The sequence below is a fragment of the Sphingobium sp. TomMM35A genome, assembly GCF_054771735.1.
In genome coordinates this window covers 19,522-34,186 of the sequence record NZ_BSRC01000003.1, presented here as the reverse complement: position 1 = coordinate 34,186, position 14,665 = coordinate 19,522, and the positions used below count along the sequence as shown (strand labels likewise).

At 58.4% G+C, this 14,665-nt stretch carries 11 protein-coding genes; 5 read left to right on the top strand and 6 right to left on the bottom strand.

The genetic code is table 11. The features are described from left to right. Positions 1–99: 99 nt before the first annotated feature. Positions 100–1,902, top strand: coding sequence for a hypothetical protein (locus tag ACYU8T_RS17140; RefSeq protein ID WP_461160434.1), 1,803 nt, complete (start codon positions 100–102; stop codon positions 1,900–1,902). Positions 1,903–1,913: 11 nt separating this feature from the next. Here the strand turns inward: ACYU8T_RS17140 and ACYU8T_RS17135 are convergent, their stop codons facing one another. Together ACYU8T_RS17135 and ACYU8T_RS17130 are read right to left on the bottom strand one after the other, a co-directional pair. After that, a complete protein-coding gene (locus tag ACYU8T_RS17135) occupies positions 1,914–3,080 on the bottom strand; it encodes a glycosyltransferase family 4 protein (RefSeq protein ID WP_461160433.1) in 1,167 nt (388 codons plus the stop codon). A gap of 52 nt (positions 3,081–3,132) precedes the next feature. Continuing rightward, entirely contained in the window at positions 3,133–4,380 is a 1,248-nt protein-coding gene (locus tag ACYU8T_RS17130) for a glycosyltransferase family 2 protein (RefSeq protein WP_461160432.1), read from the bottom strand. Between the two features lie 338 nt (positions 4,381–4,718). Between ACYU8T_RS17130 and ACYU8T_RS17125 the strand changes: the two genes are divergently transcribed. Continuing rightward, positions 4,719–5,699 (top strand): glycosyltransferase family 2 protein, encoded by a 981-nt coding sequence (locus ACYU8T_RS17125; protein ID WP_461160431.1) that lies wholly within the window; start codon positions 4,719–4,721, stop codon positions 5,697–5,699. A gap of 6 nt (positions 5,700–5,705) precedes the next feature. Beyond that, positions 5,706–7,166: an oligosaccharide flippase family protein gene (locus ACYU8T_RS17120; RefSeq protein ID WP_461160430.1), complete on the top strand. Its 1,461-nt coding sequence runs from the start codon at positions 5,706–5,708 to the stop codon at positions 7,164–7,166. A gap of 134 nt (positions 7,167–7,300) precedes the next feature. On the opposite strand, the gene ACYU8T_RS17115 is transcribed toward ACYU8T_RS17120, so the two are convergent. The 3 genes from ACYU8T_RS17115 to ACYU8T_RS17105 form a co-directional block, all read right to left on the bottom strand. Further along, positions 7,301–8,149 carry a helix-turn-helix domain-containing protein gene (locus ACYU8T_RS17115; protein WP_461160429.1) on the bottom strand — a complete coding sequence of 283 codons (849 nt, stop codon included), beginning with the start codon at positions 8,147–8,149 and terminating at the stop codon, positions 7,301–7,303. A gap of 483 nt (positions 8,150–8,632) precedes the next feature. Further along, positions 8,633–9,517 carry a replication initiator protein A gene (locus ACYU8T_RS17110; RefSeq protein ID WP_461160428.1) on the bottom strand — a complete coding sequence of 295 codons (885 nt, stop codon included), beginning with the start codon at positions 9,515–9,517 and terminating at the stop codon, positions 8,633–8,635. A 522-nt stretch (positions 9,518–10,039) separates the two neighbouring features. After that, a complete protein-coding gene (locus ACYU8T_RS17105; RefSeq protein WP_461160427.1) occupies positions 10,040–11,563 on the bottom strand; it encodes a YfhO family protein in 1,524 nt (507 codons plus the stop codon). Positions 11,564–11,680: 117 nt separating this feature from the next. On the opposite strand from ACYU8T_RS17105, the gene ACYU8T_RS17100 reads away from it, so the two are divergent. Together ACYU8T_RS17100 and ACYU8T_RS17095 are read left to right on the top strand one after the other, a co-directional pair. Beyond that, complete coding sequence (locus ACYU8T_RS17100; protein ID WP_461160426.1) at positions 11,681–12,697, top strand: glycosyltransferase family 2 protein; 1,017 nt, start codon at positions 11,681–11,683, stop codon at positions 12,695–12,697. Beyond that, a complete protein-coding gene (locus ACYU8T_RS17095; protein WP_461160425.1) occupies positions 12,670–13,395 on the top strand; it encodes a class I SAM-dependent methyltransferase in 726 nt (241 codons plus the stop codon). Before ACYU8T_RS17100 ends, ACYU8T_RS17095 begins: the two co-directional genes overlap by 28 nt. A gap of 11 nt (positions 13,396–13,406) precedes the next feature. On the opposite strand, the gene ACYU8T_RS17090 is transcribed toward ACYU8T_RS17095, so the two are convergent. After that, positions 13,407–14,555 (bottom strand): hypothetical protein, encoded by a 1,149-nt coding sequence (locus tag ACYU8T_RS17090; protein WP_461160424.1) that lies wholly within the window; start codon positions 14,553–14,555, stop codon positions 13,407–13,409. Positions 14,556–14,665: the final 110 nt, after the last annotated feature.

Below are 14,665 nucleotides of genomic sequence, written 5' to 3'. Positions count from 1 at the left end.
TAGCTATATGGTATCTTTTGGTATTATTATTTGGCAGTCTCGGGAGTGCCCATTTCCAAGGATGTTTAACTAAAAATCTAGCATGCTCGATCAAAAGCGATGCGTTCCGCTGCATTCCGTGGGATGCCGCATCATCGGCGGTCAGGATTTTTTTTAAAAATGCACCAAAGAGCGCAAGTCAGAAGCACCAAGACTCAAAGTCGACCTATTCCGCGCGAAGCTTTGTGGGCTGCCCTTCTGATTGGCGTGCAAACATTGTCCGCTACATTAACGAAAGGGGGCTCCCTGACCCTCTACCTGGCGCGCAGCCAAGATTTGCCGGTTCTGTTTTGCCTAGCGATCCTGCTGGCTTTCGTGGGCCGCTTCTCACCTCATCTGTTCCTGCCAATGAAAATGCCTTCCCGGCTGCTTCTAGCGTTGGGAGCGGTTCTGGTTCTGCTGCTAGGATGGGGGAGTTACCGGCTCATGGGCAATTTCCCGCTTTCGCGTGACGAACATATGGTGATGTTCGACATGGCCGTGTTCAGCAAAGGCAGGGTGGTGGCGCCGCTTGCACCTGAATGGCGCGATTACGCCCAAGCGCTTGTGCCCGACTTCCTGATCAACTCCAGCCACCCCCTTGCTCTGGTATCTGATTATCTGCCCGTGAACGCGATGCTGCGGCTCGCTTTTTCGCGGCTCGGCGACCCTGCATTCTTCAATCCCTGCCTGATCCTGATCGGCGGAATGGCGCTGTTCGACCTCTCGCGACAGATATTTGGCGCGGACATGCGCGCACGCTGGGTCGTTTTGCTGATATATGGGCTTTCATCGCAGATGCTCGCGACCGCAATGACGGCTTATGCGATGACAGCGCATATGGTGCTCAATCTGGTATGGCTGGCCGCGTTTCTGCGCGGCGGGAAAGCCGGTCATGCCGTCGCGATAGCAGTCGCGTTTTTGGCCACTGGATTGCACCAGCTGGTTTTCCACCCGCTTTTTGCAGCTCCATTCCTCCTCTGGCGCCTGCGTCAGGGGCAGTGGCGGATCGTTCTTCTCTATGGTGCGGCCTATTTCTCCGTATTTGGCTGGTGGACGCTCTATCAGCCCTTTGTCGCGCACCTCACCGAGACTCCGAAGCTAGGCAATGAGCAGCATGGCAACATCATCAGCAAGGTGACGGGGCTTCTTTTTACGCACGAAGCCAGCACCATTCCCCTCATGCAGCTCAACCTGCTGCGATTTTTCGCGTGGCAGAATTTTGCCCTCCTGCCTTTACTCATCGCCGCCTTTCCGCTGTGCTGGCGGGAAAGAACATTGGCCGGACCGCTATTTTGGGGCATTTTCGGCCTGATCCTGTTTGTGGCCATCATCCTGCCCTATCAGGGCCATGGCTGGGGCTATCGCTATCTCCATGGCTTTCTTGGCAGTTTCGCGTTGCTGGGCGGCTTTGGATACCAGAGGCTGGCGCGGAACATTGGCGGAAGAGCGGACGGAATGGTCATCGCCCTAAGCTGTCTGACATTATGCCTGTCACTTCCGTTTCTGCTGTGGAGAGCCCATGAATTTGTGTCTCCGCACGTGTCTCTTGAGCATCTCATTGCACGGCAGAACACTCGTTTCGTCCTCATCGATACGGAAATAGCTTCCAGTACCAACGGGCGCTGGGCGGCGAGCGCCATCGATCACGTCCGTAATTCGCCCGATCTGGATAATGTGCCCTTACGCTTTTCCAGCAGGAATATGACGCCACCAATGCTTCAGGAAATCTGCCGCCGCGGCACCGTTTCCGTCGTGACCCACAACGACATGCGCAAGGTAGGCTTTGCGCCCAACACCCCGTTGGACAGCCCGCAATTCATACGACTAATGGGTTCAATCAAGGATGGGCCATGCCTTCGGCCGATCGACGCTGGCGTCTAGCTACTTCGGCTTCAGGGCGTCTGGGATCCGGTGCTGCCATACTCGGAAGGACGCCTATCTCGTGGCGCAATCAGCAACTTTGCCACTTCGCTGATGCGTGTGGCAAATGCTTCCCAGCTATAATGGTCCCGCGCATGGCAAGCCATGGCTGCGCGATCCTGCGCATCAAGGGGCGGTTGATCGAGCGCTTCGGCAGCACGCAAAGCGCTCCCATCTACATCACGGAGGTCGATCTCTATCCCGCGCAGCCACTGGCTCGCGCCGGGGTCAGCCCGGGCACTCTCTTCGCCGCAGATCACAGGTAATCCGGTTGCCATCGCTTCCTGGATTACCAGCGGATATCCCTCGCCCACGCTAGGCAACAGCAAATAGTCCGCTTGGCGAAACAATGCGGCGATGTCGGCGGGTGGCAAAGGATCGCACACATGGACATTGGGCAAATTCCATTGTCGGGGGTCTATCGGTCCGGCACCAACCAGCACGAAATGCACAGACGGACGCAGGCGAGCTAGCGCCCTTATGATCTCCAGCCCCTTTTTTTCCACGAAACGACCGACAAAAGCAATCAGAGGGACCTTCTCATCAACCATGGCAAAGTGGTCGTAATCCCCTAGTCCGGGCCGAAACAGACATGTGTTTACGCCGTTGAACTGGAGCAATGCCGGTTGGCGCATAGGGAGCGAGGCGAAGAAGGACCGCACGGTTTCGCTGATGAAAATGGTCTGGTCGGCCATGCGCAGCATTGGACGCGTGACCATGCGGTTGGCTAATGCCATCACTCCACGCATCAACGCACTCGCGAAGGCGATCTGCGCTACATGCTGAATGAGGATTACGGGCTTGCGCCGCATCCTGGCGATCGCCATCGCCGCAATCGAGGTGCAATAAAGCGCATCGTGGATGACGACAATTTCGGCCTGGCCAATGGCTTTCCAGATGCGCGCAAGCGCCTGCGGCCCGGGAATGGGCATGGGCAGTCCGGTCAGCGCTTCCGTGGGATTGACACAGCCCAGCGGGACCGAAGTGAAATCCGGGGTCAGCGGCAGATCATCTGACATGCTTGCCGCCCATTCCACATGATGCCCCTGAACCGAAAGGTGCCGAGCCATATGGGCAGCGACCCGTTCAATACCTCCTCCATGTGCGAGGAAAAAATGGGAGACGATGAGGATGCGCATGCAGCCTGTTCCTTAAGGTCTTCCAGATGGTCAGACGGCATTGCATGCGGCCTTACGCCGCCAAATCGCTGACCTGAATTTCAGTCAGAGACGGAACGATGATCGTCTCGATAACCCGTGCCTTGTGACCAGCAATGATGGACAGCAAAAAGCCGCCCAAAATGGTCTGCGCGCCAATGCTGCCGCTGACGGCCGACAGAATCACCGGCAGAACCGATCCTAGCGCAACGAACCCACCCTTGGCCCAATACCAACCCGTCAACCCAAAGCCGATCACAGACAGGCCAATTAAAGCAGAGCCCGTCAGCAGCGCTGTTTCCAGCGTCAATTTCGATCCATGGCGCTCCAACAGGGGGCGTAATCGACGATAGCCCTGGTTCACACCATGAAGATGCGTGGCCAAGGCCATAACCATCGAGAGATGAGCCAGCGTTGCCAGAAACCCGCCGACGATCACCCAGCTATCGCCAAAATACCCCAAAGCGGGCAAAAAGCGCAGCTGGTGCAGGGTTGCCCCCATCAAGATAAGAGCTGCCAACATCATGGAGCACAGCGCGGGAACACCGAAAACCCATGTAGGGCTAAGCATGAAAAGATAGCGCAAGTGGCGCCATCCATCGCGCCAGGGGCGAAGGTGGGGTGGCCGATTCCGCAAGTCGGGGGACAGCGTCGCTGGAACCTGACGAATGTCGAAGCCCAGCAGAGACGCCTTGATGATCATCTCGCTAGCGAATTCCATGCCGTCGCTGGCAAGGCCCAGTTGGGAAAAGACATCCTTGCGGATAGCCCTCAGACCGCAATGCGCATCGCCAATACCTGAACGAAAAAACAGGTTTAGAATGCCAGTCAGCACCGGATTGCCGATATAGCGGTTCTTCCAAGGCATGGCACCGGGTGCGATTCCCCCGTCAAAGCGCGAACCCATGCAAAGGGCGCTGCCTTCGGCGAGATGGCCGATCATCTCCACGCCATCGGTGAAGTCATAGCTGCCGTCGCAATCCCCCATCAGGATGTAGCGGCCATACGCGTTCTCGCACCCGCCAATTAGTGCCGCGCCATAGCCTTTTCGGATAACGGGAACGACGCGGGCTCCAAGACTGGCCGCCAGAGCCTGGCTTCCGTCGATCGAACCATTGTCTGCTATAACGATCTCGCCGGTAAATCCGTAAGCGAGGGCGATCCGGGCCAAGGCATTGCTGGCATTGGAGATGCAGTGAGGAAGAGACAGAATTTCATTGAGGCAGGGCATGACGATCGAAACATCGACATTATTCCCGCCCGTCTCTGGCGACTGAAACATTCTGGCTTTCCCCCGGAGTACCAGACACTAGGAAAAAGTGGTAAACTAAAAATTAATGGCAAGAAAGATGCCGTGCTCTTCGTGGCATCCGCCTGCTTCGACTTGATGCAAACAGCACGGTATTTGGTAATCTTCAGCAAAGACAATTACCCGGTATTTCCGCCCGAATATATTGGTTCCGCCTTGATCTAACAGGACGAGTATCAAACCCGTGTGACAGCATGGATATCTAGTAGCTATCCGATATCCACAAATGTCATTTCGCTATGCACAATGGACAGTATGAGTCCGTCATCTTAAGCAACTCCACAGGCAACATATTTGGGGGCATTAAAATTGTGGCTGATGGCACAGCCGACAATACCAAGGATCAATCAGACGCCTCTACTGGTCCGGTGTCGGAACGGCTCCCACACGTCGTCGTCCTGCTGTCGACATATAATGGCGCAGCCTATCTACAGGAGCAGCTGGAAAGCCTGCGCGCGCAAGAAGGCGTTTTAGTACATCTACATGCGCGCGACGACGGTTCCACCGACGATACTTGCGCCATCTTGCAGCGTTTTCCCGAAGTCTTGGGCGAGCCAGCTGAATTTTCTTCAGGCCCGAACCTAGGCGTATCCGCCAGCTTTCTTCAACTGCTGCGGACCGCCCCGGATGCCGACTATTACGCCTTTTGCGACCAGGATGACGTCTGGCTACCGGACAAGCTGGCGCGCGCAGTCACGGCTCTGGCACATGAAGAGGGACCTGCCCTCTATTGTTCGAACATGACACTCGTTGACGCCGATCTCGGCATTATCGGTGTGCCATCGCCCCATCGCGATCTCCGGTTCGAACATCTGCTGTTCGAAAATTTCGCTACGGGCTGCACCATCCTTCTCAATCCCGCCGCACGTGCCCTGATCAACAATTGCCCGCCTGCGAACGGTGCCATCATGATGCATGACTGGTGGTGCGCGCTCATCGTCTCCGCTTTGGGACGCGTGCATTATGATCCGCAGCCCCGCATTCTCTACCGGCAGCATGGGGGAAACGTGGTCGGGCTGGACGCCAGCTGGGCCGCGCAAAAGATGAAGCAGATTTCCCGACTGCTACGGCAAAGACGCGCCTTCTACTCGATACACGCGCAGGCTACCGAATGTCTCAGGCTTTTCGGTGCCCGCCTTTCCCCGCGACAGCGCGCCTGGCTTGATCGGCTCGTTAATTCTAAACGTTCCTTCCCAGCCCGTCTGGCCTATGCGCTATCAGGTCCAGTGATACATCGCGACCTTCTGGGCAGTGTGGTGGTGCGATGTCTGATCCTGGCTGGCTGGTACTGAGCCGGAATGTCGATCCGCAAATCCCTTCTCTGGAATTATGGGACGCATCTGCTCATCTTTGCCGTCACCTTCGGCAGCGCCATCATCATGTCACGCCTGCTGACGCCCCGCGAACTGGGCGTTTTCGGCGTTGGTGCCGCCATCTCGGCCATATTGAGCACATTTTCCCTGTTTGGCGTGGCCAATTACCTTATCCGCGACAATGAGCTTTCTAACGGCACGATCGCGACCGGCTTCACCGTCAACGCTATCCTGAACATCGCTGTCAGCGTCCTGCTCTGGCTTCTGGGTACGATGGGTCGGCAGCTGTTCACAGACCCAGCCATCCCTCTTGTGCTCCAATGGTTTGCGCTCGTGCCGCTGGCAGGAATTTTCGAGTTTCTCCCGGCGACGCTGCTCACCCGCAACATGCGGTTCGGGACGACTTCGCTGCTTCAGCTGGGCAAATCCACCGTCAATGCCGCTACCATGATCGGCTTCGCCCATGCGGGATGGAGTTATCTCAGCCCTGTCTTTGGCACGGTAACAGGTGCCGCTTTCGGCGCATTGGGATTCAGTATCTTGGGGGGGCGCCACGTCAGCCTTCGGCTGTCGCTTAGGGGAGGGGGGACTATCGTCGTCTTTGCCGTGCAGATGGTCTTTGCTGGCGGCGTTTCCATCCTTGCGGCGCGTCTTGCCGAACTGATCATAGCGCAAATGTTGGGGCTGGCCGTACTGGGCCTGTATACCCGGGCATCTGGCCTAGCAGCCATGGTCTGGGAAGGTGCCTATGGCCTGTCGACCCGCGTGATTTACGTGCAGATGGCAGCCGAACTGCGGGAACAGGGGTCGCTCAAAGAAATATTTTTGCGCGCAACGAAACTACTTACGGCAGTCATGTGGCCGATCATGGCCGGCATCGCCGTGCTGGCGGGCCCGATCGTCCATCTACTCTATGGCGCCAGATGGGATGGGGCGGCGCTACCGCTTGCTTTCCTCATGGCAGGCCAGTTCATCGCGATTGGCTTTGCGATGAACTGGGAATTGTGCGTTCTTACCGGTCGCACCGGGTGGCAGGCCCGGACCGAAGCGGCGCGCGCGCTCATCGGGCTCTCCCTCTTCTCCATCGGTGCAGTGTTCAGTCTCCCGATCGCAACGGCGAGCCGCATCGTCGAAGCGTTTTTGGGTTACCTGATGTACCGGCCCAAAATGGCTCAAATGGCGCAAGCGACACTGACCGAACTGAGAGAGGCTTACGAGGGAAGTCCCATCCTTGTTGTCGTTGCAGTCGGACCAGCTTTTCTGTTGATGGTTCTTTCGGATTGGTCTGTTGTGACGTCCATCACTCAGGTCGCAATTGCCATTATTGCCGGAGTTGGGTGTTGGCTCCTTACCCTCTATGCCACAGATCATCCGTTGTTTGACGAAGTCAGACAGCTGGTGCGAGATCCATCACCTAAAACAGAGCAGGAAAGTCCTGTGCCTTAGGCACGACCTCCAATTTGGAGAACTGCCCAAGCCGCTTGCTCCCGCTGGGGAGCATTCGCGCCGCGTAGCGGTGCGTTCAGTTCTTGCCGGATTGTGTTTGTGTTGGCGAGTGGGAGGAGGGCGAAGCCGGGGTTTCAGGTTGAATAACGTTGTTGGCCGGTTAGGCCAACTCCGCTGGTCTCTCTTATAAATGAATCCAGTAGCGGTTGAGGGTCCTTTTGAGACTCACGCTCTTTGCGCTCCAGCGCAGCGTCGAGGCGGGCGAGGACCTTGGCGAGAGGGCCTTTGAGTGCCGCTTCGGCCCGCTCGCTGCGTGAGGGGCATGCGTGCATATGGCCCAGATCCTCAATCCGGTCGGCCTGGCGCTGAAGCTCGTCATCAGGGATTGGGGCAGGGCGCATCCAGCGCGGCAGATAGGCCTGGACGATCTTCGGCAGGAAGGCGCGATAGGCGTTGGATGTCTGTTCGTAGCGGGGTCCGGGGCCCTCGCCTTCGACGCGCTTGAAACGGCGCTGGCGCACAAGGAAGCCGATGCCTTCGAGGATACGTAAGCCCCGGGCTACCGTAGCGCGGCCCAGGCTGGTCGCCTGAGCGAGGTGATCGTAGCTTGGGAAGACATGGCCCTTGTTAAGGCGGGAAAGGGTTAGGATTTCCTCGAATACCCGGACGCTGGCGCTGGTGAGCGTTGTGAGTAGGCGCTCCGCCGGGGTCAGTTCGCGCCCATTACACCGGGCCTCGCTCCTCAGCTGACGGCCTGCGTCCAGGATACGGCGGGCGGCGCGCAGCAGACGGTCGGTCTCACCCTTGGCAGGGGCGACGAAGAAGACATGTTCGAAGGTTCCCGCTTCCACACTGTCGCGCAGCACCGGCGCACCCGTCCGATGCGGCGCACTGGATCGCACCCGTGCGCGCCCTGTCTGACGCGGCGCTTTTACCGGCGCAAGCGCGGACACCATCGCCTCGCCAAAGCCAAGCGTTCCCATTCGTCCCTCCATGCGGAAGGCCGTCACCAGACAAAAAGATACCGTGGCGCGAAGCGCGCATCCTTGAAACGGCGTTCGATCTGGCGTAGGGAGGAGGAACGGTTATATCCGGTTCGACGTTTGGCGACGTCGCTCCACTACCCAAATGGATGCCCGGCCTTCGTGCCGGGCTTTCTATTATGTGGTCACAGCCACCCCTTCAGTCATCTCAGCTCAGCCCCCATGGCCAGCTGCAACATATTCGCAGTAATATCCGCGTGGTGGAAGGCTTTACGGTTCGTGCTTTCGAGTAGGAAAGCGAAAATTCGTCCTGTTTGATTCGTGCTTTCGAGTAGGAATTGCCCCTCAATTCGTGCTTTCGAGTAGAATTAGACCGGTCCAATTCGTGCTTTCGAGTAGGAATTAGCCCGCCAAAAGCATGCAGGTGCGAATCAGGAAGGGCTGAGCAAAGCCTTTGCAAGTCGATGGTAGGAAAGGGAGCTTTCAGGCCTCTTCGACCTGATCCTCGATCATCAGTTCAGGACCCTGCGGGCGACGGGAGAGGATGACCCGCGCCTTGGCGGGCCTACGTCCCACCTTGCGGGGGGCGTCGTCTGCCGGTGCGTCCTCGATCAGGCTGATGTCATAGTCGGGGATGGCATTCGCCGCCGCGATCTGGCGCATGGCGATGCGGAAGTTGGAAAGCGGGTTCTGAAAACCGATCTGCAGTTTCAGCGTCTGGAGGTCCATTTCCAGCGGCTCGCCATCAACGCAGGTCGAGCGCGCTACTTCGTAGATGCGGCGCTCAATCGGGCCCAGCTGGAAATAAGTCGACGCATAATCAAGCACTTGCCGGTCGCGCAGGATTGCACGGAACAGCCAGTCGCACAGCCGAACCTTGACCGCCTTCAGCCGCTTTTCGCCCTTGCCCGAACGCGCATATTGCAGCCGTGCTTCGGACAACCAGGAGAAAAATCCGTCCTCGCCTTCGCCTCCAGCCTCGATATTCGTCTTGATCTGCGTGCCCTGCAGCCTCTCCAGCGCATCGGCCAGACGCGAGTAGGAACGAGCGCTGTGGTTGGATCCTGTGACGCTGAACAGGTCGTGGGCGGTGAAGGTGAAATCCTGGGAGACCGCGGCACCTTCGTCGATTTTCGACGCCATGAGGCTGGCGATGTAGAGGACGATTTCCTTATCGTAGATGGTCGCCACGCCCCGTGCGCTCGGGCGTACCTCGATCGAAACGGTGGATGTCGCGTAGGCGAGGGGCTTCATCCAGGCATTTTTGCTGAGCGCAAAGAAGGGGAAGGCCATCAGCGACCGTTCGCCGCGGATCTCGCCGACAAGGGGGCTGTCGAGCTTGAACAGTTCGCCTTGCGGGGTGCCCATTATGATCGTTCCTTGCCCATTATGCCGCTCTGGCAATTTCTACTCGAAAGCACGAATTTGTTCCGCCGCTATCAGGTTGGCAGCCTCCAGCCTGAATAAACTGCCCGCAGTCGTAGCTTGCCGCCTTCGTCCAATATCGCCTGATCGTTTTCAGCGGAAGGAGGAGGTGAGCGGTAAATTTTACAACCGGATCGCACCATAGCTTGCACACAGGTGGCCTGCTGTCATTTTTGCACCGATGAGCATCATAATGCCGCCAGCCTCCTCAACTACGCACAGGCATCGTCAACCTACGACGAGGAAAGTAGGCCGCTTAAGCCTTCCCCTGCCTTCCTTATGCGTGGCAACCTGCACCAGCAGGATCATAGCAGATCGTCAATTTGTGCGCATCTCGAGCTACCTTAGGGCAGATTGCGGCACTGAGGATATTCCTGCGCACGTGTCCCTCACTACTGCTCGTCCCGCCCGACACATGCTTATGGCGGTCACCTGCTCTATTTCTGGATACTTGTTAGATATCTACTAGATACCATAGGATGGAGGTGGTGGAACACGCCTATAATCAGGCTTAACGAGCAATATTGATGCGCGCACTGGGAACTGCGTCAGTATCAACAGCAGCGCCGCTAGCAAACTGATCATCGCGCCAACCTTCTCCTGCCAGATCGTCACGCGCTCGACCCGATAAAGGCCGGGCTGGGCATCGAAGTTGATCAAGGGCCCTCGGTGCGGGATAGGCGAGCCATCCTGCGTAATGCGCCATATCGGGAAGTCAGCATGGTGGAGCGTCATGCGCCCAGTCTCTTTCACCTGTATTGTGTCGCCGCGCGGCAGGGTCCGGAAGGCTTGCAGATCGGTCCAGCGATATTGCGGTTCCACCAGTCCGACATCAAAGCCGTTGGGCAGATATTCCGGTGCATCGGGCCTCACCCGGTCGATTAGGGCATAATCGACGGGAAGCTTAAGCATCGCCTGGGTCGCCAAAGCCGTCACGCTGTAGGGAAAAGCGAGCAGCAACCCTCCAACGGCAAAATTCCTCAGCGGCAGTCGGCAGGAAAGAAGTGCGGTGATAGCGGTAAATTCCACGATGCACATTAGCCGCCAAGGAAATTGTGCCTTGTTGAGCAGGGGGATGTCCCAGAGAAATGGTATGAGCCGAACGGCCACCAGTGCACTAACGACCGTCAGCACTGACCAAAAGGAACGCGCCGGCCAAGCCAGTATGATGAGCGCTAGCGCAAGACAGGGAAACAGCTGGAAGCTTGCGTTCCAGATCGACCAATCGGTCGCCCGATAACCTTGGGTCCACAGGATGGCGGTCGAGATATGTTCCTGCAGCGTCGCCGCCGGCAGCAGAAAGAAGGCGGACAAGCCAAGCGCAATCAGTCCCGCCGATGCCCCGGACAAAAGCGCCCTCGGCTCCTGCCAGCCCCGGCGGACCATCATCGGCGCGATCAGGAAGATACCGGTCAGCACGGCCAGCGGTAAATGGGTGATGACGAGCCCCGCATATGACAGCGCCAGAAGGAGAAGGCCGCGCCGCTGCGGTAGGCGCTCTATCCCAAGCGCGATCAGCGGCAGCCAGATGAAGGCCGCGAACTCGGCTAGCGCGCCGCGTACATAGAAGTCACACAGATGATAGGGGGCAGCCATGTAGAGAGTGGCACCCAGCAGCGGATGCGTTCCTCGTGCCGAAAGCCAGCAATACATAGCGAGGCCCGATGCGATCAGCATCAGCAAGCCCGCGCCGTTTATCGCCTGAAAGATGCTAAGGCCTATCGCGTGGAGCCCGCCTGCCACCCAATAGGCAAGCGGCGGATAGAAATAGAAGGTGGGGCTGCCAAGCCCCTCAAAACTTTCGGGCAGCCACCGCTCATAGAAGTGGCCCGCCGCCATTTGATCGCCGAAATGGCTGATCCACATGGCGTTATAAAGATGGGAATGAGTTGCGCCAGGCCCCCAAAGCAAGCTGGGCAGCAACAAGGCGATGCCTGTCAGCGTCAGAGCGACAACGGGCCGGACGATGATGACTCTGAAACCGGACATGCCCTCTCATGCCACGCTCATGGTAAATTTTGCCTTTAACCTGAGACTGGCCCTCACCATCCGTTAACCATTCTGGCCGATAGCAGGGGCTGTTTTCGGGCGGGGCCAAGCAATATCATGCGCATTTCGCTGTCGATCGTCGTTCCAGTCTTCAATGAGCAGGAGAGCATCTCGCTGTTCCTGGATGTAGCGCGCCCCGCCGTAGCCCAAGCTCTCGAGCTCATCGGACCCGATGCCTGCGCCGAATTCCTGTTCGTCAACGATGGCAGCACGGACCGGACCGCCGACATATTGACGGTTCTTTCACGACTGAACCCCGACGTCCGCCATGTCACCTTGTCTCGCAATTTCGGTAAGGAAGCTGCACTCGCCGCCGGTATCGATCGGGCGAGGGGGGATGCCGTTATCCCGATTGACGTCGATCTGCAGGATCCACCCGAAGTCATCGTCGCGATGGCGCGACATTGGCTGGCAGGCGCAAAGGTGGTCAACGCGCGCCGCTCGGACCGGTCGAGCGACGACTGGTTCAAGCGTTGGAGCGCGCAAGGCTTTTATCGCCTGATCAATCGCCTTTCCGAGCATCCCATCCCTGAAAATGTTGGTGATTTCCGGTTGCTCGACCGACAGGCCGTCGATGTCATCAAGCAGCTTGGCGAGCAGGCCCGCTTCACCAAAGGGCTTTTTTCTTGGGTGGGTTTCCGCGTCGCCACTGTCGATTATGAACGCGCGCCTCGCGAAGCCGGAACAAGCAAGTGGCGGGTCAGCAAGCTCTGGGGACTTGCGATTGACGGTATCACTGCCTCCACCACCATGCCCTTGCGCATCTGGTCCTATATTGGCGGTGGCATCGCCTTGATGGCCTTTGCCTATGCCGCCTTCCTGGTGCTGCACACGCTGCTTACTGGGGTGGATACGCCGGGCTATGCCTCTATCATGGTCGCCGTGCTGATGCTGGGCGGCCTTAACCTGATGAGCCTTGGCATCATCGGCGAATATCTGGGCCGTGTCGCACAGGAAGTACGCAATCGGCCGCTCTATGTTGTGGCCGAGGAAAGCGAGCCTGCAGCGCCGCCCGCGATCCAACCCCAACTGAAGGAAGAAGAAAGATGGACCGCTCAGCCTATGCGAGCATGAGCGCACAGGAGCAGGATCATTGGTGGTTCGTCGCCCGGCGCGCGATCATCGACAGTCTGGTTCGCTCCCATGTTCGACTGCCGTCTGGTGCCCGGATTCTCGAAGCAGGCTGCGGGACGGGCGGCAATTTGAGCCTACTGGCGCAATATGGTGAGCTCGACGCGATGGAATATGACGCGGAGGCCCGCGCCCTGGCCGCCGCGCGCGGACTTTGCCGGGTAGAAGCAGGCGCTTTGCCTGACGCCATCGGCTTTGGCGACAATCGCTACGACATGATCGCGCTGCTCGACGTGCTGGAACATATCGATGCCGACGAAGCGTCGCTAAAGGCCTTGGGCGCGAGGCTTTCCCCAGAGGGTCGCATCCTGCTCACGGTTCCCGCCGCGCCTTGGCTCTGGTCCGATCATGACGTGCTGCACCACCACAAGCGCCGCTATACGCTGGAGGGGCTGCAGAAGGTTGCTGAAGGTGCAGGTCTGAAGATCGAGGCTTCGGGCCATTTCAACAGCCTGCTCTTCCCACTCGCGGTCGCGCAGCGGGCAGCGCATCAGCTGTTACGGCGCAACACGCCGTTGGACGCGCGCCCATCGCCGCTCGTCAACGCTGCGCTCCAGCGGGTATTTGCCGCAGAGCGGCACCTTTTAAACCGCATCTCTTTCCCACTGGGCTTGTCGCTCTACGCCATTTTGTCATCCTGACAGCGTCCAGCTTAACGTAAAGGCCACGGCCCGTCCCAGCATCGTGCTGGTTCCTTGGCTGGGGCAGGGGCAGGATACGCAGGGCGGATAAGGGGCGGCACCTTGGTTATTGGGGCCAGATAGGAACCTTTAGGGAAAGCGGAAAAGTTCTGGTCCCAAGCCTTGAAGAAAGTGCAATGCACTGTCGGTGCCGCCGGTCTGACCAGCGCGCGACGGATCTCCGCCAGGCCTGTGAGACTGCCGATCGCCAGCACGGTACCAAGCCAGAGCCGCATCGCATGTCGCTGCACCAGTAGATCGCCTACCATGATCGCAACGATGGCTAGCGCTGTGATTGATCCCCGCATCATGAAGTCGATAGACCACCCGATCTGCACGAATGGGATGAGCATCAGCCATGCACCTGCTAGCCACAGGCTTTCCCTGCCAAAGCGGACTGCTTTGCCGGCGAGTATCAAGGGGATGAGGAAGGGAAGCGTTTCGATCGCCTGAAAAACTTGCCAGCGCCCCAACGGGATCGACAAAAAGCGGACACCGACACCGTCTCCTGCTGCACCTAGATAAACAAGCGTCGGCAGACATAAGAGAAACGCAATCGCGGGGATCGCCACATCCTGCCAATGCAGCGCGCGAGCCATCAACGTCCGCATCCCCGCCAACGCTACAAATGGCATAGTGCCCATCAGCCCCAAAGGCGACCAAAGCGCAGTCAACGGCAGCAGCGCCAGCCAGGGCGCCAACGGCAGACGCCCATCGCGCCAAAGCATATAACCGATTGCGCCCACCCATCCTGAAACAGCGTGCTGCGGTACCCAGAAAAGCAGGGTGATGGTTGAGGAATATTGAATCCCCGCCCATTGCTCCATGTGATCGGCAAGTTTTCCTTGCAGCAGCAGGTTGCCAACCGCATCCATGCCGGAAAAGCAGAGAAAGACAGCGAGCACGATGAACTGGGCGCGCCGACCTGAAAAGAGCTGGCTTCCCAAGGCGAGCAATGACGCAACCAAGGCTGCATTCTGCATCAGCAGGACAATATCGCCAGCGCGGGAGCCAAAGGCCTTGAAGGCCAGCGCGGGCACCAGGAACATGCCGATCGGGGCGCGCAGCAGATCCGGCTCTGGCCTCGCCGTGTATACGAACGGCCACGGATTGACGGCCATGTCCCGCAGAACGGCAAAGCGCACCTGCCAGTCCGCATTGGCGTAGAAGAAACGGCCTTCGCCGCTCAACACGAGCAGACCGAGCGCGATTAGGAAGCAGGTCAGCAGCG